The organism is Bordetella genomosp. 13 (assembly GCF_002119665.1).
In the GTDB taxonomy this organism is placed as follows: Bacteria; Pseudomonadota; Gammaproteobacteria; order Burkholderiales; family Burkholderiaceae_B; genus Bordetella.
Map to the genome: position 1 here is coordinate 85,208 of NZ_CP021111.1, position 21,915 is coordinate 107,122.

Annotated in this window: 16 protein-coding genes; 7 read left to right on the plus strand and 9 right to left on the minus strand. The window is 68.4% G+C overall.

The window, feature by feature from the left end:
• Positions 1 to 25: 25 nt before the first annotated feature.
• From CAL15_RS00400 to CAL15_RS00420, 5 genes are all read left to right on the plus strand, one after another.
• Positions 26 to 406 (plus strand): MerR family transcriptional regulator, encoded by a 381-nt coding sequence (locus tag CAL15_RS00400; RefSeq protein ID WP_086076809.1) that lies wholly within the window; start codon positions 26 to 28, stop codon positions 404 to 406.
• Positions 407 to 587: 181 nt separating this feature from the next.
• On the plus strand, positions 588 to 1,766 hold the full coding sequence (locus CAL15_RS00405; protein ID WP_086076810.1) for an isovaleryl-CoA dehydrogenase: 1,179 nt from the start codon (positions 588 to 590) through the stop codon (positions 1,764 to 1,766).
• 175 nt (positions 1,767 to 1,941) lie between these two features.
• Positions 1,942 to 3,123 carry an acetyl-CoA C-acetyltransferase gene (locus CAL15_RS00410; protein ID WP_086076811.1) on the plus strand — a complete coding sequence of 394 codons (1,182 nt, stop codon included), beginning with the start codon at positions 1,942 to 1,944 and terminating at the stop codon, positions 3,121 to 3,123.
• 751 nt (positions 3,124 to 3,874) lie between these two features.
• A complete protein-coding gene (locus CAL15_RS00415) occupies positions 3,875 to 5,482 on the plus strand; it encodes a carboxyl transferase domain-containing protein (RefSeq protein WP_086076812.1) in 1,608 nt (535 codons plus the stop codon).
• A 129-nt stretch (positions 5,483 to 5,611) separates the two neighbouring features.
• Positions 5,612 to 7,639 carry an acetyl/propionyl/methylcrotonyl-CoA carboxylase subunit alpha gene (locus CAL15_RS00420; RefSeq protein WP_086076813.1) on the plus strand — a complete coding sequence of 676 codons (2,028 nt, stop codon included), beginning with the start codon at positions 5,612 to 5,614 and terminating at the stop codon, positions 7,637 to 7,639.
• An 89-nt stretch (positions 7,640 to 7,728) separates the two neighbouring features.
• On the opposite strand, the gene CAL15_RS00425 is transcribed toward CAL15_RS00420, so the two are convergent.
• The 3 genes from CAL15_RS00425 to CAL15_RS00435 are packed head-to-tail and all read right to left on the minus strand — an operon-like array spanning position 7,729 to position 12,677.
• Positions 7,729 to 8,913, minus strand: a complete 1,185-nt coding sequence (locus tag CAL15_RS00425) for an acetyl-CoA C-acyltransferase (RefSeq protein WP_086076814.1) — start codon at positions 8,911 to 8,913, stop codon at positions 7,729 to 7,731.
• 9 nt (positions 8,914 to 8,922) lie between these two features.
• Positions 8,923 to 11,049: a 3-hydroxyacyl-CoA dehydrogenase NAD-binding domain-containing protein gene (locus tag CAL15_RS00430; RefSeq protein WP_086076815.1), complete on the minus strand. Its 2,127-nt coding sequence runs from the start codon at positions 11,047 to 11,049 to the stop codon at positions 8,923 to 8,925.
• Positions 11,046 to 12,677, minus strand: a complete 1,632-nt coding sequence (locus tag CAL15_RS00435; protein WP_198299116.1) for a long-chain-fatty-acid--CoA ligase — start codon at positions 12,675 to 12,677, stop codon at positions 11,046 to 11,048. The genes CAL15_RS00430 and CAL15_RS00435 overlap by 4 nt, the downstream gene beginning before the upstream one ends.
• A gap of 261 nt (positions 12,678 to 12,938) precedes the next feature.
• Between CAL15_RS00435 and CAL15_RS00440 the strand changes: the two genes are divergently transcribed.
• Positions 12,939 to 13,715: an SDR family NAD(P)-dependent oxidoreductase gene (locus tag CAL15_RS00440; RefSeq protein ID WP_157666566.1), complete on the plus strand. Its 777-nt coding sequence runs from the start codon at positions 12,939 to 12,941 to the stop codon at positions 13,713 to 13,715.
• 44 nt (positions 13,716 to 13,759) lie between these two features.
• On the opposite strand, the gene CAL15_RS00445 is transcribed toward CAL15_RS00440, so the two are convergent.
• Genes CAL15_RS00445 through CAL15_RS00465 form a run of 5 tightly spaced genes read right to left on the minus strand, consistent with a single transcriptional unit; the run spans position 13,760 to position 18,447 of the window.
• Positions 13,760 to 14,755: a Bug family tripartite tricarboxylate transporter substrate binding protein gene (locus tag CAL15_RS00445; RefSeq protein ID WP_086076817.1), complete on the minus strand. Its 996-nt coding sequence runs from the start codon at positions 14,753 to 14,755 to the stop codon at positions 13,760 to 13,762.
• A gap of 36 nt (positions 14,756 to 14,791) precedes the next feature.
• On the minus strand, positions 14,792 to 15,709 hold the full coding sequence (locus tag CAL15_RS00450; protein WP_086076818.1) for an NAD(P)-dependent oxidoreductase: 918 nt from the start codon (positions 15,707 to 15,709) through the stop codon (positions 14,792 to 14,794).
• Positions 15,706 to 16,122 (minus strand): carboxymuconolactone decarboxylase family protein, encoded by a 417-nt coding sequence (locus tag CAL15_RS00455; RefSeq protein WP_086076819.1) that lies wholly within the window; start codon positions 16,120 to 16,122, stop codon positions 15,706 to 15,708. The genes CAL15_RS00450 and CAL15_RS00455 overlap by 4 nt, the downstream gene beginning before the upstream one ends.
• A 19-nt stretch (positions 16,123 to 16,141) precedes the next feature.
• On the minus strand, positions 16,142 to 17,248 hold the full coding sequence (locus CAL15_RS00460) for an acyl-CoA dehydrogenase family protein (RefSeq protein ID WP_086076820.1): 1,107 nt from the start codon (positions 17,246 to 17,248) through the stop codon (positions 16,142 to 16,144).
• Between the two features lie 11 nt (positions 17,249 to 17,259).
• Complete coding sequence (locus CAL15_RS00465; RefSeq protein WP_086076821.1) at positions 17,260 to 18,447, minus strand: acyl-CoA dehydrogenase family protein; 1,188 nt, start codon at positions 18,445 to 18,447, stop codon at positions 17,260 to 17,262.
• A 238-nt stretch (positions 18,448 to 18,685) separates the two neighbouring features.
• Between CAL15_RS00465 and CAL15_RS00470 the strand changes: the two genes are divergently transcribed.
• Positions 18,686 to 20,698 carry an NADPH-dependent 2,4-dienoyl-CoA reductase gene (locus CAL15_RS00470; RefSeq protein WP_086076822.1) on the plus strand — a complete coding sequence of 671 codons (2,013 nt, stop codon included), beginning with the start codon at positions 18,686 to 18,688 and terminating at the stop codon, positions 20,696 to 20,698.
• On the opposite strand, the gene CAL15_RS00475 is transcribed toward CAL15_RS00470, so the two are convergent.
• The gene (locus tag CAL15_RS00475; RefSeq protein ID WP_086076823.1) at positions 20,699 to 21,913 is read right to left on the minus strand and encodes an ABC transporter substrate-binding protein; all 1,215 of its coding nucleotides are present in this window, start codon (positions 21,911 to 21,913) and stop codon (positions 20,699 to 20,701) included.
• Positions 21,914 to 21,915: the final 2 nt, after the last annotated feature.

The following is a 21,915-nucleotide window of genomic DNA, read 5'->3' on the forward strand; positions in this document are numbered from 1 at the left end:
GTTTACGTAAACTGCCACACATCGCATGCCGCCGTCAACCTGGACCATCTCCGAACTCGCCCGCGAATTCGCCATCACGCCCCGCACGATCCGCTTCTACGAAGATCAGGGCATCGTCAGTCCGGCCCGCGACGGCCGCAACCGCGTCTACAGCGCGCGCGACCGCACGCGGCTGAAGCTGGCCCTGCGCGGCAAGCGGCTGGGGCTGCAGTTGTCGGAGATCTGCGCGCTCATCGACATGTACGACAGTCCGGTCGACACGGCCGCGCAGTTGCGCGAATACCTGAACGTGCTGGGCCGGCACCGCGCCGCCCTGGAACAGCAGCGTCGCGACATCGAGGAAACCCTGCAGGAAATCGGCGACCAGGAACGCCAGTGCCACGAGCTGCTGGCGCAGCGCGGCTGACCCGTGGCGACCCGGAAAATGCGGGTTATCCCTGACTACTTTACGTTTACGTAAACGTTATAGTTGCGCTGCATCATTGCCCCGCATCGCCGCCGCGCGCATGATGACGCAGCCGGCCGCAACTCGGCGCACGTGCGACCCAGCCTACACCAAGTAAGCGCCTACTCACACGGAGACAACCATGGATATTCCCGGCCTAAGTTTCGATCTGGGCGAAGACCTGGACATGCTGCGCGACGCCGTGCGCGCCTTCGCGCGGGAAGAGATCGCGCCGCGCGCCGCCGAAGTGGACCGCAGCGACCAGTTCCCCATGGACCTGTGGCGCAAGTTCGGCGACCTGGGCGTGCTGGGCATGACGGTCAGCGAAGATTACGGCGGCACCGCCATGGGCTACCTGGCGCACCTGGTGGTGATGGAAGAAATCTCGCGCGCCAGCGCTTCGATCGGGCTGTCGTACGGCGCGCATTCCAACCTGTGCGTGAACCAGATCTTCCGCAATGGCAACGATGCGCAGAAAGAGCGCTACCTGCCCAAGCTGGTATCGGGCGAGCACGTGGGCGCGCTGGCCATGAGCGAGCCGGGCGCGGGCTCTGACGTGGTCAGCATGCGCCTGCGCGCCGACAAGAAGGGTGACCGCTACGTGCTGAACGGCACCAAGATGTGGATCACCAACGGCCCCGACGCCGACACGCTGGTGGTCTACGCCAAGACCGATCCCGAGGCGCATCAGCGCGGCATCACGGCGTTCCTGGTCGAAAAGGGCTTCAAGGGATTCTCGGTGGCGCAGAAGCTGGACAAGCTGGGCATGCGCGGCAGCCACACCGGCGAGCTGGTGTTCGAGGATTGCGAGGTGCCCGAAGAAAACGTGCTGGGACAGGTCAACGGCGGGGTCAAGGTGTTGATGAGCGGCCTGGACTACGAACGCGCCGTGCTGTCGGGCGGGCCGCTGGGCATCATGCAGGCGGTGATGGACGTGACCGTGCCGTATGTGCACGACCGCAAGCAATTCGGCCAGCCCATCGGGCAATTTCAGCTGATCCAGGGCAAGATCGCCGACATGTACAGCGTGCTGCAGGCCAGCCGCGCCTTCTGCTATGCCGTGGGCAAGAACCTGGACCGCCTGGGCCGCGAGCACGTGCGCCAGGTGCGCAAGGACTGCGCCGCGCTGATCCTGTATACCGCCGAGAAGGCCACGTGGATGGCGGGCGAAGGCGTGCAGATCCTGGGCGGCAACGGCTACATCAACGAATACCCGGTGGGCCGCCTGTGGCGCGACGCCAAACTGTATGAGATTGGCGCGGGCACCAGCGAGATCCGGCGCATGCTGATCGGCCGCGAGTTGTTCAATGAGACGGCCTGAGGCAACGCGTTCGCAGGGCACGCATTCGACGCCGCGCACGTTCCGGCGGACCGTCGGCCTGCGTGCTCCCATCACCGGCTGAAAGGCTTTATCCCTTACGATTGCCACCATGCGGCGGCGCCCGATGTCCCTTATCGCTGGCCCCCGCCTCGTCCCGATTTTCAGGAGTTCCATCATGTCAGATCCCATCGTCATCGTTTCCGTCGCCCGCACGCCCATGGGCGGCATGCTGGGCAGCCTGTCCGGCCTGGCCGCGCACGAGCTGGGCTCCGTCGCCATCAAGGCGGCCGTCGAGCGCGCAGGCCTCAAGCCGGAGCAGGTCGAGGAAGTCATCATGGGCAACGTGCTGCAGGCTGGCCAGGGCCAGGCGCCTGCTCGCCAGGCCGCGCTGGGCGCGGGTCTGCCGCTGGGCGTGTCGTGCACGACCATACACAAGGTGTGCGGCTCGGGCTTGAAGGCGGCCATGTTCGGGCATGACCTGCTGGCGGCCGGCACGGTCGATGTGGTGGTCGCCGGCGGCCAGGAAAGCATGAGCAACGCGCCCTACCTGATGCTCAAGGGCCGCCAGGGCTATCGCTACGGCCACGCCACGGTCTATGACCACATGGCGCTGGATGGCCTCGAAGATGCCTACGATCGCGGCAAGGCCATGGGCGTGTTCGCCGAAGACTGCGCCGCCAAGTACGAGTTCACCCGTGAAGCGCAGGACGCCTTCTCGCTCGAGTCACTGCGCCGCGCGCGCGCCGCCTCGGAAGACGGCTCGTTCAAGTGGGAGATCGCGCCCGTCACGGTCGCCGGCCGCAAGGGCGACGTGGTGGTGGACACCGACGAGGCGCCCACCAAGGCCATGCCCGAGAAGATCCCCACGCTGAAGCCGGCCTTCAAGAAGGACGGCACCGTCACGGCCGCCAACTCGTCGTCCATCTCGGACGGCGCCGCCGCCATGGTGCTGATGCGCGCCTCGACGGCCGAGAAGCTGGGCTGCAAGCCGCTGGCCCGCATCGTGGCCCACACGCAGCATTCGCAGGAGCCCAACTGGTTCACCACCGCCCCGGTCGGCGCGCTGAAGAACCTGTACGCCAAGACTGGCTGGAAGCCCGCCGACGTCGATCTGTACGAGATCAACGAGGCCTTCGCGGTGGTGACCATGGCCGCCATGAAAGACTTCGACCTGCCGCACGACAAGGTCAACATCCACGGCGGCGCCACCGCGCTGGGCCATCCCATCGGCGCCTCGGGCGCACGCCTGGTCGCCACCCTGATCGGCGCATTGCGCAAGACCGGCGGCAAGAAGGGCGTCGTCACCCTGTGCATCGGCGGCGGCGAAGCCGTCGCCATGGCCATCGAGATGGTGTGACGGGCTCTGGTCGTTACGGTGGTTCTTTTGGGGGTGGGTAGTTGGGTTCTTGAGGCGCATCGTTGGGGCGGGGCGGGCTGGAGGAAGCGGCCGCGGCCAAGTCGTCGGGCTCGAGCGCGCCATCAGGCGCCCTCGGTCCCCTTCGGGGACTTCCCCTCCTCCAATTGGCCGGGCCACTCCCTCCAGCCCGCCCCGCCCCGACGATGCTGCATCAGAGCAATGCCCGTCACCCGCAAAAGCGGATGCGGTGAATGTCGTCATCGCGTCTTGGGGAGTGGGAGGGCTGCGTCTGCATGCAGAGGGCGGTGAATGTGGCGGCGCTTCGGCGTCAGAGATGTATGGCTTCTGAATGCGTCATCGCCGTCGCAGCATCATCACCTTCTCAGCATCGACCCTTCGCAGCATTGGATTGACATCGTCACGAACCAGCATTGGCTTGAGTCCTTCATGCGTCTTGCGCAGCCGTGCCGGCCAATTGGAGGGAGGGAAGCCCCCGTCAGGGGGCCGAGGGCGCCTGATGGCGCGCCCGAGCCGAGCGACTTGGCCGGCACGGCTGCGCAAGACGCATGAAGGACGCCTCAAGAACACATACTGGTCCAAACGCAGCAAAACCCCAACGCAGCAAAGACTGCGAAAGAACTGAAAAAAGGAAATACTGCAAAGCCACCGCAAGGCGTGCAAAGCAGCGACCAGAGGCAAACACCACGAACAAGGCGCCTTCGAGTGCCGCCCGCAGACGAGACAACACCCCATGCCGATTATCGAATCACGCATCAACCCGCGTTCGCAGGACTACGCCGACAATGCGCGTGCCATGCAATCGCAACTGGATGATCTGGCCGAGCAGATGGCCCGTACCGCGTTGGGCGGCAACGAGGCCGCGCGTGCCAAGCACACGGCGCGCGGCAAGCTGTTGCCGCGCGAGCGTGTCGAGCGGCTGGTGGATCCGGGCAGCCCGTTCCTGGAGCTGTCGCCGCTGGCCGCGCACGGCATGTATGACGGCGAGGCGCCCGGCGCCGGCATCATCACCGGCATCGGGCGCGTGGCAGGCGTCGAATGCGTGATCGTGTGCAACGATGCCACGGTCAAGGGCGGCACCTACTATCCGCTTACGGTGAAGAAGCATCTGCGCGCCCAGGAGATCGCCGCGCAGAACCGCCTGCCGTGCGTATATCTGGTCGACTCGGGGGGCGCCAACCTGCCGCGGCAGGACGAGGTGTTTCCCGACCGCGACCACTTTGGCCGCATCTTCTACAACCAGGCCAACATGTCCGCGCAGGGCATCGCGCAGATCGCCGTGGTGATGGGCTCGTGCACGGCCGGGGGCGCCTATGTGCCGGCCATGAGCGACGAGTCCATCATCGTGCGCAACCAGGGCACCATCTTCCTGGGGGGGCCGCCGCTGGTGCGCGCGGCCACGGGCGAGATCGTCAGCGCCGAAGACCTGGGCGGCGGCGACGTGCACACGCGGCTGTCGGGCGTGGCCGATCACCTGGCCGCCAACGACCTGCACGCGCTGCAACTGGCGCGCGGCGCCGTGGCCCGCCTCAATCGCACCAAGCCGCAGCCCCTGGCGCTGCAGCCGGTGTGCGAGCCGCGCTACGACCCGGCCGAGCTGAACGGCATCATTCCGGCCGACACGCGCAAGCCGTACGACGTGCGCGAGGTCATCGCGCGCATCGTCGACGGATCCGAGTTCGACGAATTCAAGGCGCGGTTCGGCACCACGCTGGTAACGGGCTTTGCGCACATACACGGCATGCCGGTCGGCATCGTGGCCAACAACGGCATCCTGTTCTCCGAGTCCGCGCAGAAAGGCGCGCACTTCATCGAACTGTGCGCGCAGCGCAAGATCCCGCTGGTGTTCCTGCAGAACATCACCGGCTTCATGGTGGGCCGCAAGTATGAGAACGAGGGCATCGCGCGCCACGGCGCCAAGATGGTGACCGCGGTGGCGACTGCGGCCGTGCCCAAGTTCACCGTGCTCATCGGCGGCTCTTTCGGCGCCGGCAACTATGGCATGTGCGGACGAGCGTATTCGCCGCGCCTCTTGTTCATGTGGCCCAATGCGCGCATCTCGGTCATGGGCGGCGAGCAGGCCGCCAGCGTGCTGGCTACCGTGAGGCGCGAGGGCATCGAGGCCAAGGGTGGCGAATGGCCGGCCCACGAAGAAGACGCCTTCAAGGCGCCGATCCGCGAACAGTACGAGCGTGAGGGCCATCCCTATTACGCCACGGCGCGCCTGTGGGACGACGGCATCATCGCGCCGGCGGACACGCGCCGCGTGCTGGGCCTGGGCCTGTCGGCCGCGCTGAACGCGCCGATCGAGGACACGCGCTTCGGCGTGTTCCGCATGTAGGAGGGTCCACCCCCTACGCGCTTCGCGCGCCCCTCAGGGGGCGACACCGGCGGTCCGGCGGAGCCCGATCCGCGGTGTCTTCGGTGGCGGTGTCTGCCGTTGTAGATGTACTTCTTTCGGACGAGCGAGATGAGCAAAACGTTCCACACCCTGTTGATTGCCAACCGCGGCGAGATCGCCTGCCGCGTCGCGGCCACCGCCCGCCGCATGGGCATACGCACTGTCGCCGTGTATTCCGATGCCGACGCGCAGGCGCGCCACGTGGACGCCTGCGACGTGGCCGTGCGCATCGGTGGCCCCGAGCCGCGGGCCAGCTACCTGCGCGCCGATGCGATCCTGCAGGCCGCGCGCGACACCGGCGCGCAGGCCATCCATCCCGGCTATGGCTTCCTGTCCGAGAACGAAGACTTCGCGCGCGCCGTTGCCCAGGCCGGCATGGTGTTCGTGGGCCCGCCGGCAGAGGCCATCGCCGCCATGGGCAGCAAGTCGGCCGCCAAGACGCTGATGGAGAAGGCCGGCGTGCCGCTGGTGCCCGGCTATCACGGCGACAACCAGGACGCGGCCTTCCTGCAGTCGCAGGCCGATGCCATCGGATATCCGGTGCTGATCAAGGCCAGCGCCGGCGGCGGCGGCAAGGGCATGCGCGTGGTTGAAAGCGCCGCGGCCTTCGCCGATGCGCTGGCCTCGTGCCGTCGCGAGGCGGCCTCGAGCTTCGGCGACGATCGCGTGCTGATCGAGCGCTATCTGCAGAAGCCCCGCCACATCGAGATCCAGGTGTTCGCCGACACGCAGGGCGGATGCGTCTACCTGTTCGAGCGCGACTGCTCGGTGCAGCGACGTCACCAGAAGGTCATCGAGGAAGCGCCCGCGCCGGGCATGACCGACGAGCGCCGGCACGCCATGGGCGAAGCGGCCGTGGCGGCCGCGCGGGCCGTAGGCTACGTAGGCGCGGGCACGGTGGAATTCATCGCCGAGCCCGATGGCCGCTTCTACTTCATGGAGATGAACACGCGCCTGCAGGTCGAGCATCCGGTCACCGAACTGATCACGGGGCACGACCTGGTCGAATGGCAGCTGCGCGTGGCCGCCGGCCAGCCGCTGCCGGCACGACAGCAGGATCTGCGCATCTCGGGCCATGCCATCGAGGCGCGCCTATACGCCGAAAACCCTGACAGCGGCTTCCTGCCGTCCATCGGCAAGCTGGTCCACCTGGATCTGCCGCCGCACGCCGCCTTCGTCAATGGCGAGGTCCGTGTGGACGGCGGCGTGCGCGCGGGCGACGCCATCACGCCTTTCTACGATCCCATGATCGCCAAGCTGATCGTGCACGGGGCGGATCGCGACCAGGCGCGGCTGCGCATGCTGCAGGCGCTGGCGCAGACGCGCGTGGTGGGCGTGCAGACCAACGCGGCCTTCCTGGCCCGACTGATGCGCGACGAGGCCTTCGCCGCAGCGGACCTGGACACCGGGCTCATCGAGCGGCGCCGCGACACGCTGCTGCCGCCGGCGCGCCCTGCCGACGCCGACACGCTGGCCCTTGCCAGCGCCGCGCTGCTGGCGCGTCAGGGCATGGGCGCCGCGGATGGGGCAGCGTCCGCCGATCCGTGGAGCGTGGCCGATGGGTGGCGCGTGAACGGCCGCCTGCCGCAGCAGCTGGTATGGATCGACGGCGGGGACATGCGCACGGTCATGGCCACGCGCGTGCCTGATGGATGGCAGCTCGATTGCGGACAGGGCTCGCATGCGTGGAGCTGGCGCGCGCAGTCCGCCGGTTCTGATGCGTACGAGGTGCGCATCTCGCTGGACGGCCGCGAGACCGGCGGGACCGTGGTGGTTCACGGCGAGCAGTTCCATGTGTTTCGGGGCGATACCGTGCACGTGCTGGAGCAGCACGATGCCCTGCGGCATGCCGCCGACGACGAGCACGCGCACGGCGGCGGCCTGACCGCTCCCATGCCCGGCAAGATCATCTCGATCAGCGTGGCGGTCGGCGACACGGTGCGCAAGGGGCAGCCGCTGTTGGTGATGGAGGCCATGAAGATGGAGCACACCATTTCGGCGCCAGCCGACGGCGAGGTGCGCGAGGTGTTCTATGCGGTCGGTGACCAGGTGACGGAAGGGGCCGAACTGGTGGCGATAGAGTCCGCGCAAACCTAAAAGACGTGTGAGTCGGTCCAGGCGCTTCCCGCCGCGTGCGCGGAGGGAAGCGCCTTTTTATTTTTTATTTTGTGCGGACGCCGTTGGCTTCACGCGATCTCGAACAGCCCGGCCGCGCCCATGCCGCCGCCGATGCACATGGTGACCACGACATATCGGGCGCCGCGCCGCTTGCCCTCGATGAGCGCATGGCCTGTCAGTCGCGAGCCGGTCATGCCATAGGGATGGCCCACCGAGATGCCGCCGCCGTCCACGTTGAACAGCTCGGGGTCGATGCCCAGGTGGTCGCGGCAGTACAGCGCCTGGCACGCGAACGCCTCGTTCAGTTCCCACAACCCGATATCCGACACCTTCAGTCCGTGGGCCCGCAGCAGCTTGGGCACGGCGTACACCGGGCCGATGCCCATCTCTTCGGGCGCGCAGCCGGCCACGGCCATGCCGCGGTAGATGCCCAGCGGCTGCAGCCCGCGCTGCTCGGCCAATTGCCGGTCCATGACGACGCAGGCGCTGGCGCCGTCGGACAATTGGCTGGCGTTGCCCGCCGTCACGGTGCCGCCCTCGATCACGGGCGCCAGCTGCGCCAGCGACTCATAATTGGTCTGCGGCCGGTTCCCTTCGTCGCGGCCCAGCTCGACCTCGCGGTAGCTGACTTCGCCGCTGTCCTTGTCCGTGACCTGCATGGTGGCCTGGATGGGCACGATCTCGGCGTCGAAGCGGCCCGCCTGCTGCGCGGCCGCCGTGCGCTGCTGCGAAGACAGCGCGTAGCGGTCCTGCGCCTCGCGCGAGATGCCGTATTTCCTGGCGACGATCTCGGCGGTCTGCAGCATGGGCATGTAGATCGCGGGCGCGGCCGCGATCACGTTGGGGTCCTGCGCCTCGGAGGCCAGCTTGTAGAACACCTTCTGCACCGCCGAGATGTTCTCCTGCCCGCCCGCCACCACGACGTGCATGCCGTCCACCATGATCTGCTTGGCGGCCGTGGCGATCGCCATGAGGCCCGACGCGCATTGACGTTCGATGGTCTGCGCCGCCACGCTGACGGGCAGGCCGCCCGCCAGCGCCGCGTGCCGGCCGATGTTCATGCCGGCGGTGCCGGCGGTCAGCACGGTGCCGACGACGACGTCGTCCACCTCGTCCGGCGCGACGCCGCTGCGTTCGACGGCATGCCGGATGGCGTGCCCCATCAGGGTGGGCGACTTGATGTGGTTCAGCGACCCGCGAAAGGCGCGGCCGATGGGCGTGCGGGCGGTGGAGACGATGACTGCTTCTCTCATGTCGAGATCCTAGGTTCGGTTCGTGTGGGTGTCCGACAGCGTCGTGCCCTGCGCGGCGCAGCGCTCGAGCAGCGGCGACAAGGTCCAGTAGCCCTGCGCGTTGCCCTTGACGTCAGCGTAGTGCGTCAGCCGGTCCCGCACAACGGGCAGGCCTATGACGTGGTCGGCCATGAAGATCGGACCGCCCAGGTAGTCCGGGAATCCGTAGCCGTGCGTCCAGACGACGTCCACGTCGCCGGGGCGGTAGGCGATGCCTTCCTCCAGGATGCGGGCGCCTTCGTTGATCAGCGGATACAGGCAGCGTTCGACGATTTCCTGGTCCGCGATGCGGTCGCGGCGTGCGATGCCGTGCCGGCGCGCCAGCTCCTCGCACAGCGCTTGCACCTCGGGATCGTCGACGGCCTGGCGGCCCTCGTAGCGGTAGTAGCCCTTGCCCGCCTTCTGGCCCAGGCGGCCGGTTTCCAGAAGCCTGCCGACCACGGCGCGATAGGCGGGGTCATCGGGGCGCAGGCCGTTCTTCTCCTGCTCGATGACGATCCTGGCCGCCACGTCCGTGCCCGCCATGTCCAGCATGCGGCACGGCCCCATGGCCAGCCCGGCGTTTTCGATGGCGCGGTCCACTTGGCGCGGGCTGGCGCCCTCCATGAGCAGGAAATCGGCTTCGCGCAGGTAGCTTTCCAGCATCCGGTTGCCGATGAAGCCGTAGCAGACGCCCGACACCACGGCGGTCTTGCCGATGGTCTTCGAAAGCCGCATGACGGTGGCCAGGACGTCGGGCGCGGTCTCCCTGCCGCGCACCACTTCCAGCAGCCGCATGATGTTGGCGGGACTGAAGAAATGCATGCCGACGAAGTCCGCCGGTCGGCCGCTGGCCTGCGCCAGCACGTCGATGTCCAGCGTGGAGGTGTTGCTTGCCAGGATGGCGCCCGGCTTGCAGCGTACGCCCAGCATGCGGCAGACATCCTGCTTGATCTGCATGTCCTCGAACACGGCCTCGATCACCAGGTCGCAGTCCGCCAGGTCGGCGGGGTCCAGGCTGGGCCGCAGGCAATCGAGCGCTGCCCGCACCCGCTCGTCGGAAAGCCGACCCTTGGCGACCTGGCCGTCGTAGGTCCTGCGTATGTGTTCCACGCCCTTGTCCAGCGCTTCCTGGCGCGTTTCAAGCAGTACCGAGGGTATGCCCGCGCCGAGGAAGTTCGTGACGATGCCGCGGCCCATGGTGCCCGCGCCGATCACGCCGATCTTGCGGATCGGCCGCAGCGGCGTGTCGGCCGGCAGGCCGGGCAGCTTGGCGGCCTGGCGCTGCGCGAAGAACAGATGACGCAGCGCCTGCGAGGTATGCGACAGCCGGCATTGCTCGAACAGCCGCCGTTCCTCGGCCAGCCCCGCGCGAAAGGGCTGGGTCAGCGCGGCTTCGATGCACTGCACGATGGCCAGGCGCGCGGGGTACTGCGGCCTGGCTTCAGCGTCTGCGCGGGCCTGCCGCAGCGCGGCCGCATCCAGCCCGCCGCTGTCCACCTGGCGTAGGCACGTCGGGCGCGGCCCCGCGCCCTCGCGCAGCAGGTCCAGCGCATAAGCCAGGCCCGCGGCCCGGGGCGGGTCGGCGCTCAGGCGATCCAGCAGGCCCATGTCCAGGGCGGCTTGCGCGCCCACGCGCTTGCCGCTGGAGATCATCTCCAGCGCGTGGCGGGCGCCGACCAATCGGGGCAGGCGCTGCGTGCCGCCCGCGCCCGGCAGTATGCCCAGCTGCACCTCGGGCAGGCCCACCTGGCTGTCCGGATGCGCCACGCGGTAATGGCAGGCCAGCGCGAGCTCCAGGCCGCCGCCCAGCGCCATGCCGTGCATGGCGCACACCACCGGCTTGGGCAGCGATTCCAGCGCGTCCATCACCGGATTGAACAGGTCTACGCGCGGCTGGGCGGCAGGCCCCTGCAATTCGGCGATGTCGGCGCCGCACACGAAGCTGCGGCCGGCGGCATACAGCACCACGGCCTGGCAGGCGGCGTCCGCGGCGGCCTGCGCCAGGGCCTCGCGCAACTGCCGCAGCAGCGCCGCCGAGGCGGCGTTGACGGGGGGATTGTCGATTTCCAGCAGGGTCACGCCCGCTTGCCGGTGTATGCGCAAAGGGCTGCTCATGACGCCTGCCTGCCTTCCGGATGGTCGACGAGGTAGTCGCCGTACTGCTTGCGCAGCGCCGCCTTGTTGAGCTTGCCGGTGGCGGTGTGCGGAATGCTGTCTACGAAGAGGATGTCGTCCGGCAGCCACCACTTCGCCATCCTGCCGGCCAGGAAGTCGTACAGCTGGGCCTTGTCGATGCGCATGTCGGCCTTGGGCACCACGAACAGCAGCGGCCGCTCGTCCCACTTGGGATGCCGGGCGCCGATCACGGCGGCCTCCTGCACGGCGGGATGCATGGTGGCCGCGTGTTCCATGTCGATGGAGGAAATCCATTCGCCGCCCGACTTCACCAGATCCTTGGCGCGGTCGGCCAGGCGGATGTAGCCCAGCGAGTCGATCGATGCGATGTCGCCGGTGTCCAGGTAGCCGTCGTCCGTGACGCTGTCGGCCGGCTGGTTGAAATAGGCGCGCACGATGCACGGCCCGCGCACCTGCAGGTGGCCGATGGTCTTGCCGTCGCGCGGACGCAGTTCGTTGCCTTCGTCCACGATGCGCGTCTCGACCAGGAACGGCGGGCGGCCCTGCGACTGTTGCAGATGCGCGCGCTCGTCGCCTTGCAGACCGTCGTTCTCGACGCGCATGGTGCAGATGGATCCCAGCGGACCCATTTCGGTCATGCCGTACGAGGCGCGTACTTCCGCGCCGTGTATCTCCTGCAGCGCATCCAGCACCGGCCGCGGGCAAGGCGAGCCGCCGACGTACACGCGCCGCAGCGCGGTCAGGCGCCTGCCCTGCCCGCGCAGGTGGTCCAGGACCGTCTGCCAGATGGTGGGCACGCCGCCCGTCACGGTGACCTGTTCGTCGACCAGCAGGTCGGCCACCGAGGCGCCATCCATGTGCTGGCCCGGAAACACCAGTCCGGCGCCCGTCATCGGCGCCGAAAACGGCCAGGTCCATCCATTGGCGTGATACATCGGCACGAGCACCATCACGTTGTCGCGGGCCGAGAACCCGTACATGTCGGGCGCGCAGCCGGTCAGCGACATCAGGATGATCGAGCGGTGCGAGTACAGCACGCCCTTGGGGTTGCCGGTGGTGCCGGACGTATAGGTCAGCGCCGCCGCGGTGTTCTCGTCGAAGTCCGGCCAATGGAAATCGGCGTCGGTATCGCCCAGCCAGGCTTCGAACGAGATGGCGTTGGGCAGGCTGGTGGCCGGCATGTCGGCTTCGTCCGCCAGCACGATGTAGCGCCGCACGGTGGGCAGTTGCGCGGCCAGGGGTTCCAGCAGGGCGACGAAGCCCGGATCCACGAACATCAGCTGGTCCGCGGCGTCGTTCACGATGTGGACGATCTGCTCGGAGAACAGGCGCGGATTGACCGGGTGGTAGACGGCGCCGATGCCCGCGATGCCATACCAGCATTCCATGTGGCGGGCGGTGCTCCAGGCGACCGTGCCGATGCGGTCGCCGGCCCGGATGCCGTCGGCAAGCAGCCGCTTGGAAATGCGCAGGGCCGTCTCGTGCACCTGGCGGTAGTCGCTGGCCTGCACGCTGCCGTCGGCCAGCCGCGTCGCGACGCGGCGCTGGCCATGCTCGCGGGCGGCGTATTCGATGACGCGCTGGCACAGCAGTGGCCACGCTTGCATGAGCCCCAACATATCCTGTCTCCTGAGTTCGGCGAACACGGAAGCAACTTGCAAGATCCATGCCAAGGCGCTTCCCTGGCCAACGGGCCTTCAAAGAAGCGACGGAATGTCCATGCAGGACGCATCTGTCTTCGCCGAGGACAGTCGCGCGCGTGCCGGCGGCGGCCGCGACGGCGCGGGCCGCGGTGGCACCGTTATTGCTTTTTGGGTAGGCGCGAGGCCGCCAGCCCTTTGGCGGCGTGCGATCCGGAGAACCGAGTGATGAAGGATGAACGCATATTCCGCCTGGACGACCAGGTTGCCGTGGTGACGGGCGGAGCGGGCGGCATCGGCCGCGCCATCTGCGAGATGTTCGCCAACGTGGGCGCGCGCGTGGCTTGCGTGGACCACGACGGCGACGCGGCCGAGGCCTGCGCCCGTGCGATACGCGAGGCCGGCGGCCACGCCATCGGCATGGCCTGCGACGTGTCGGACGAGGCGCAGACCCTGAAGGTGGCGGAGGACGTGCGGCGCGAACTGGGCGGGCCGCGCGTGCTGATCAACGGCGCGGCCATGCTGGACCGGTCGGGCACCATCCTCGACATCGACCCGCGTGAGTGGGAACAGGTGATGAAGGTGAACCTGACGGGCGTCTACCTGATGTCGCGCGCGGTGCTGCCGGCGATGATCGAGGCGGGCGGCGGCTCGGTGGTGCACATCGCGTCGATGCACGCGCGCGTGGGGCGCGGCGGGCGCGTCAGCTACACCTCGGCCAAGGGCGCGCTGCTGCAACTGGCCAAGACCATGGCCATCGATCATGCGGCCCAGGGCATACGCGTGAATACGCTGTCGCCGGGCGCGGTGGAGACGCGCCGCATCACCTTCCGCTACGGCACCCTGTCGCCCGAGGCGCGCCGCCAGGCCGAGTCCAAGTACCTGTTGGACCGCTTCGCCGATCCGTCCGAGATCGCGGCGGCCGCGCTGTTCCTCGCGAGTCCCGCGTCGTCGTACATGACGGGCGCGGACCTGTTGGTCGACGGCGGCTATTGCGCGGTGTGAGGAACGTGGCAGGACGGGCGCCGGCCCGTCCTCGGCATGCTCCTTCAGTCGGCCTTCGGAATCCCCAGTTCGTCCACCGCGCGAATGTACAGGTCGCGCTGGCTGCGGGTGAACTCGGCAAGCTGTTCGCTGCTCATGGGGTTGTAGGACACGCCGGCCGTATGCATGGCCTTCTGCACGTCCGCATCGGTGAACGCGGCGCGGAACGCTTCGTTCAGGCGTTTGACGATTTCCGGCTTCATGCCGGCCGGGCCGTAGATGGCCAGCCACCCGCCGCCCGGCGAGAACGGCACTTCGGTCAGGCCGCTTTCCTTCATGGTGGGCACGTCGGGCAGCAGCGGGCTGCGCTTCGGCAGGGTCGTCACCAGCGCCTTCAGTTCGCCCGTCTTCACGTATGGAATGGCCGCGGTCGTGCCGAAGAACGCCTGCATGCGGCCGGGCAGCAGGTCGTTGATGACCGCCGTCTCGCCGCGATACGCCACGTGCTGCATCTCCAGGCCGTACTGCTTGTTCATGTACGCGAAGGTCAGCCGACCCTGGTTGTTGCCCGTGCCGTAGTTGTACTTGGCGGGATTCTTCTTCACCACGTCCATGAACTCGGCGATGTTGTCGGCCGGAAAGTCCTTGGGCGTGTACAGGTAGAACGAGAAGTCCACCGTGCCGGCGATCGGCGTGAAGGCGGTCACCGGATCGAAGGGCGCCTTGTTGCGCAGGGCCGGCACGATCATCATCGAGCCCGCCCCGCCCCACAGCACTCGATAGCCGTCGGGCGCGGCGCGCATCACGTCGGTGGATCCGATCAGGCCTTCGGCGCCGGGTTTGCTCTCCACCACCACCGGTTGGCCGAGCTGCCTGGCCGCCGCTGCCGCGATGGCGCGGGCCACCGTGTCGGCGGCGCCGCCCGCCAGGTACGGCGAAACCAACGTGACGGCGCGGCTGGGATAGTTGTCGGCGGCGGCGGGCATGGCGTGCATGAGCATGCCGGCGCCCAGTGCTGCGAGCAGGGTGCGGCCCTGCTTCGTGATGGATGTCGCGAACATGAGATGTGTCTCCTTTGGTGGTAAGGGCGGGACGGCTCAATCGGCCTTCGCCGCCTGGGTGTCATTGGCGATGAATTCGTAGATGCGCGACAGGTCCGCCGCGCCCAGGCCGGCCGCCATGGCCCGGTCCCAGACCGCCGCGGCGGCCGTGGCGGCGGGGCAGGCCGTGTGCTGCCTGGCGGCTTCCGCCACCGCCAGCCGCACGTCCTTGTGCAGGATGTCCAGGCGCGCTCCGGTGTCGAACGCGCCGCTCAGCACCTGCGCGGGCAGCGTCTCTTCCGTGGCGCGGCTGCGGCCGGTGCTGGCGTTGATGACCTCGAGCGCGGTCTTCAGCTCGATGCCCGCCGACCGCACCATGTGCATCATTTCGCAGGCCAGCGTCAGGTTGGCGGCGTTGAGCATGTTGTTGGCCAGCTTCAGCACCTGCGACTGGCCAGGTTGCGTGCCGATGTGGAAGAGGCGATCGGCCAGGACGGACAGCACCGGACGCGCCGCGTCGAACGCGGCCTGAGAGGCCGACACGAAGCAGGACAACCTGCCCGCTGCCTCGCCGCGCGGGCCGCCGCTGACCGGGGCGTCCAGCACCTCGATGCCCCGCGGCCGCAGGCCGTCGGCCAGCGCGTGCAGCGTGGACTGGCCCACGGTCGAGGTCTCCATCATCCAGCGCATGCGCGCGCCTTGCCGCAGGCCGTCTTCGCCCAGCGCGACCGCCAGGCTGATCTCGGGCGCGGGCAGGCAGATCACGACGAGCTCGGCGAGGTCGGCGACCTCGCGCGGGGTGGACGCGGCCTGCGCGCCGCCGGCCACGAAGGGCTGGAGCGCGGCGGGATTGCGGTCGCAGACCACCATCGGCAGTCCGGCCCGCAGCAGGCGCAGGGCCATGGGCCTGCCCATGTCGCCCAGGCCCACGAATCCCACCGGGACGGCGCCGGTCGGTGCGTGGCTGGCCGTCATGGCGTTCCTTCGAGCTCGGTGAGGTCGATGTTCTCTTCCTTCAGGATGCGCCGCGCGATGGCGAAGCAGTCGCGCCCGACGGGCACGCCGCAATAGAAGGACAGGTGCATCAGGACTTCGCGCAGCTGCGCCAGCGGTACCTTGGTGCGCTTGAGCGCGATGCGGAAGTGCAGCTCGAACTCTTCCATCCGCCCCAGGCCGGCCAGCATGCCCAGGTTGATGAGGCTGAGCTGCTGGTGGGAGAGCACGCCGCGCGCCCAGGTGCGGCCCCACAACTCGTTGTTCAGGTACTTCTGCCATTCCCGGTCGAAGGGCGACAGGCTGGCCAGCATGGGGTCGACATACTCGTCGCCGATGATGGTGCGCCGGGTCTTGTCCCCGATCTCGGTGAAGTCATCCGGTTTCTGCGTCAAGACATTCTCCTGGTGGTAATCACGCCGCGGCCATGAAGGCCGGCTGTGTGGCAAAGCGGCTGAGATGCCGGTCGGTGTCGCCGAACTGCTTGGTGATCAGCGTGGCGCGCCGGAAGTCGTGCGATACCGGCAGTTCGTCGGTCAGGCCGATGCCGCCATGCAGGTGCACGGCGTTCTGGCCGATGAACCGCAGCGCCTTGTTGACGCTGACCTTGGCTGCCGACACGACCTGCGCGCGCGCGGCGGGATCCTCATGCACGTGCGGTTGCAGCGCCAGATGCGTCAGCACGCGCGCCTGCTCCGCGGCGATGTGCATGTCCACGCAGCGGTGCCGCAGCGCCTGGAAACTGCCCAGCGCCTCGCCGAACTGCCTGCGGGTCTTCATGTACTCGAAGGTGGCCTCGTTCATCGACTCCATCACGCCCACGCCTTCGGCGCACAGCGCGGCGGTGGCGAGGTCGAGCAGGGCCTGCAGCGCGTCTTCGCCGCTCAGCACCAGCGCGTCGTCGGGCAGCACCACGCCCTGCATCAGCAGGTCCGCGGCGCGCGTGCCGTCCAGCATGGGATAGGGCCGCAGGCTCAGCCCTTCGGTGCGGGCAGGCACCGCGTACAGCGCAGGGCTGCCGTCCGGCAGGCGCGCGCTGGCCAGGAACACGTCCGCCATGGCGGCGTGCAGCACCATGTTTTTTTGTCCGTCGAGGCGCCATCCGGCCTCGTGTCGCGTGGCGGCGGCGGCGGGCCGGTATTCGCCGCTGCGTTCGTACCAGGCGCAGGACAGGCGGCGCTGGCCCGCGGCCAGCTGGCCCAGCAGCACGTCGTGACCGTCAGCGGCCTTCAACGCCGCGATGCCCATGAGTGTGTCCAGCACGGGCTCCAGCACGCGATGGCGTCCCATCAGCCGCATGATCAGGCCCACGTCGGCGCTGTCGCCGTCGAAGCCGTCGACGCGTTCCGGCGCCGTCAGGGCGAACACGCCCAGTTCCGCCAGCTCGTGCCAGTCTTCCAGGCTGGCGCCGTCGCGGCCCCGCGCCACGTGCTGGCGATGTTCGAAACCGTAGTTCTTCTGCAGCCAGCGCCCCAGCGCGTCCGCGAATTGTGTCTGTTCCTCGGTGTAGCGGAAGTCCATTGCCGCGCCTCTTACATCTGCAGGATCATCTTGGCCAGAATGTTCTTCTGGATCTCGGTGGCGCCGCCGTACACGGCCGGCTTGCGGTAGGTAAGGTACTGGCGGCCCAGCGGCGCCGCGTCGTCGTCACCGAACACGCTGGTATCCGTGGCGCCGTCGAGGTACGCCATGTCCAGCGGCGCCGCGCCGTAGCCCACCGCGTCCAGCATCAGTTCGGTCAGCGCCTGCTGGATGTCGATGCCCCGCAGCTTCAGGATCGATGCCAGCGCGTCCGCGTCCTCGGCCTGCGTCAGGCTCTTCAGCACCAGCAGCTCGAGCGCCATCAGGTCGATCTCGACCTCGGCGACGCGCGCATTGAACAGCGCCTGCCGCAGCACCGGCTGTCCATCGCGTTCGCGCGCCGCGGCCAGCCGCTTCAGGAAGGCCAGCTCGCGCTTGGAGCGGCCCAGGCCGGCGATCGAGGTGCGTTCATGGCTCAGCAGGAACTTGGCATAGGTCCAGCCCTTGTTCTCTTCGCCGATGAGGTTCTCGACAGGCACCGGCACGTTGTCCAGAAAGACTTCGTTCACGTCCTGTTCGCCGTCCAGCATGGTGACCGGACGGATGGTGATGCCCGGCGTGGCCATGTCGATCAGCAGGAACGAGATGCCCTTCTGCTTGGGCGCGGCGGGGTCCGTGCGCACCAGGCAGAACATCCAGTTGGCGTGCTGCGCGAAGGTGGTCCAGGCCTTCTGGCCGTTGACGACGTAATGGTCGCCGTGGCGTTCGGCGCGCGTGGACAGCGCCGCCAGGTCCGAGCCGGCGCCCGGTTCGGAATAGCCCTGGCACCACCAGTCCTCGCCCGACAGAATGCCGGGCAGGAAGCGCTCGTGCTGCCGCGCGTTGCCGAACGCCATGATCACCGGGCCCACCATGTCGATGCCGAAGGGCTGGATGATGGGCGCGCCGGCCAGCGCGCAGGCCTCCTGCCAGATATGCTGCTGCATCGGCGTCCAGCCCGTGCCGCCGAAGGCGACGGGCCAGCTGGCGCCGGCCCAGCCCTGCGCGTGCACGATGCGATGCCAGCGTAGGAAGTCTTCCTTGCCCAGCCGCAGGTGATTGCGCACCTTGTGCTGCAGGTCGTCCGGCAGCGCGTGCTTCAGGAACTGCATGACAGTCTCGCGGAAGCGCTCGTCTTCGGCGCGGTAATTCAGTTTCATGAGGTCCAGGGAATGCGATGGAATGGAGTTCCATGTCATCAAGCAAAACCTGTGCCATATCGCGGTGTCCAGGGCGCACGCGACGTTGCGGCCTGTCGGCAGGTGTGCAATGTGTTGTCGCGCGCACAGCAATGTCTTCGTCGAGGACAGCGACGCGGTTCACGCGCACGCGCGTGCATGGCATATTTCTTGCATCGCATGCAGGCGACCACAACAACGACCATGACCAGGAGACGCCTTGAGTACGCCTTATCCGACCCTGCTGTCGCCCATCCGCGTGGGCCGCATCGAGCTGCCCAATCGCATCGTCATGGGCTCGCTGCATACGCGGCTGGAAAACGAGCCTGACGCCGCGCGGCGGCTGGCCGCCTTCTATGCGGCCCGCGCGCGCGGGCAGGCCGCGCTGATCACCACGGGCGGGTGCTCGCCCAATGTCGCGGGGCGTGTCGAACCGGGCGCACAGGTGCTGGACCGCGCCGAGCGCATCGCCGAGCATCTGCCCATCGTGCGGGCCGTGCATGAGCACGGCTCGCGCATCATCCTGCAGGTGCTGCATACGGGCGCCTATGCCAAGCACGACGAGATCGTGGCGCCCAGCGCGGTGCGCTCGCCCATCAACCCGCGCATCCCGCGCGCCATGACCGCGGACGAGATACTGCAGACCATCGAGGACTACGCGCGCTGCGCCGAACTCGCGCGCGAGGCGGGCTACGACGGCATCGAACTGATGGGTTCGGAGGGCTATCTGCTGAACCAGTTCCTCGTGCGCCGCACCAACCGCCGCGATGACGAGTGGGGCGGCAGCTTCGACCAGCGCATGCGCATGCCGCTGCGCGTCGTCCGCCGCATACGCGAGCGCGTGGGCCGCGACCTCCTGATGTTCTACCGCCTGTCCGCGATCGACCTGGTGGAAGACGGCATGACGGGCGACGAGATTCTGCTGTTCGCCCGGGCGCTGGAAGCCGCCGGCGTGGACGTGCTGAGCACCGGCATAGGCTGGCACGAGTCGGGCGTGCCCACCATCGCCACCAGCGTGCCCCGCGCGGCCTACGCCTTCGCGGCGGCGCGCATCAAGGCCGCCGTGTCCGTGCCGGTGGTCGTGTCCAACCGCATCAACATGCCCGACACCGCCGAACAACTGCTCAGCAGCGGACAGGCCGACCTGGTGTCGCTGGCGCGGCCTTTCCTGGCCGATCCGGAGTTCGTGCGCAAGGCCGCGCAGGGCCGCGCGGCCGAGATCACTCCCTGTATCGGCTGCAACCAGGCCTGCCTGGACTACATCTTCTCGGATCGGGTCGCCAGCTGCCTGGTCAATCCCAAGGCCTGCCGCGAGACCGAGTTCGACGAGGCGCCCGCGGCGCGGTCGCTCTGCATCGCCGTAGTGGGCGCCGGCCCGGCGGGCATGGCTTGCGCCATCGCGGCCGCGCAGCGTGGCCACCGCGTCGACCTGTACGAAGCACAGCCCGACGTCGGCGGCCAGCTCGACCTGGCGCGGCGCATTCCCGGCAAGGAACGCGAGTTCGACGCGCTACTGCGCCATTACCGCCTGCGCCTGGGGCAAAGCGGTGTCGCGCTGCACCTGAACACGATGGCCGAGGCCGGCATGCTGGCCGCGTGCGGCTACGACCACGTCGTCGTGGCCACCGGCACGCGCCCGCGCGGCGTGCGCTTCGAAGGGCATGACCACGCCAAGGTGCTCAGCTATCCCGACCTCATCCTGGGCCGGGCGCAAGCAGGCGACAGCGTGGCCGTCATCGGCGCGGGCGGCGTCGGGCACGACGTGGCCGAGTGGCTGACCGCGCCGAGGCCGCTGGAGGCGGACGGTTTCCTGCGCTATTGGGGCGTGGACGCCGAGATCCGTACCGCCGGCGGCCTGGCGCAAACCGAGGAAGAGCCGTGCCTGCGCCACGTCACGCTGTTCCAGCGCGGCCTGTCCAAACCCCGGCTGGGCAAGTCCACCGGCTGGATACATCGCGCGCGGCTGGCGCGCCGCGGGGTGGTGTTGCGCGCCGGCTGCGTGTACCACAAGGTGGACGACCGTGGCCTGCACTACAGCATCGATGGCCAGCCGCAACTGGCCGAGGTCGACACCATCGTGGTGTGCGCGGGCCAGGAGCCCGTGCAGGACCTGGCCGTCGAACTTCAGCGGCTGGGCGTCGCCGCGCACCTGATCGGCGGCGCCCGCATCGCCACCGGCCTGGATGCGATGCGGGCGATCGACGAAGGAACGCGGCTGGCTTATGCCCTGTGATCAGCCGCTCTGCTTCACCAGCGGGCATTCGCTTTGCGACAGGGGTCGGTAGGCCTCGTTGCCCGGGATCGTCTCCAGGATCTTCAACAGATCCCAGTCGCCCTTGGACTCGGCGGGCGTCTTCGCCTGCGCCAGGTACATGTCGTACACCATGCGGCCGTCCGCGCGGATGCGCCCGTTCTTCGCGTAGAAGTCGTTGATGGGCGTCTCTTTCATCTTCGCGGCCACGGCATCGGGGTCGTCGCGGCCCACGGCCTTGACGGCCTGCAGGTAGTGCATGGTGGCCGAATAGGCGCCGGCCTGCACCATCGACGGCATGGACTTCTGGCGCTCGAAGTAGCGCTTGGACCACGCGCGCGTCTCGTCGTTGCGGTCCCAGTAGAAGCCCGTGGTGAACTGCAGTCCCTGCGCGGCCTGCAGCCCCAGTCCCTTGATGTCGTGCAGGAAGACCAGCAGCGTCGCCAGCGCCTGGCCGCCCTGCGTGATGCCGAACTCCGAGGCCTGGCGCACGGCGTTCTGCGTATCCGAACCGGCGTTGGCCAGGCCGATCACCTTGGCCTTGCTGGCCTGCGCCTGCAGCAGGTACGAAGAGAAGTCCGGGCTGGACAACGGCGCACGCACGCTGCCCAGTATCTTGCCGCCGTTGGCCTTGATGACGTTGCTGGTGTCGCGTTCCAGCGAATGGCCGAAGGCATAGTCGGCGGTGATGAAGTACCAGCTGTCGCCGCCCGCCCGCGTCACCGCGCGCCCGGTGCCGTTGGCCAGCACGTAGGTGTCGTAGACATAGTGCACGCCATAGGGCGTGCAGGCCGCGTTGGTCAGGTTGGACGAGGCCGAGCCCGCGAACAGCGTGATGCGCTTCTTCTCCGTTCCCAACGCCTGCAGCGCCAGCGCGGAGGCCGAGTCGGTCGACTCGATGATGGCGCTCACGCCGTCCCGGTCGTACCACTGGCGCGCGCGCGTCGCGGTGATGTCCACCTTGTTCTGGTAGTCGGCCGACAGCACTTCGATCGGACGGTCCAGGACCTTGCCGCCGAAGTCTTCCGCCGCCATCTTCACGGCCGTGACCACGCCGGGCCCGCCGTGCGCCGAGTACACGCCCGTCATGTCCACGATGACGCCCAGGCGGAACGGCGCCGGGTTCTGGGCATGGACGGAAAAAGCGAACAGCGAGCCGCCGAGCAGCGCGGCCAGGGTCGAAGTTGCATGTTTCATGG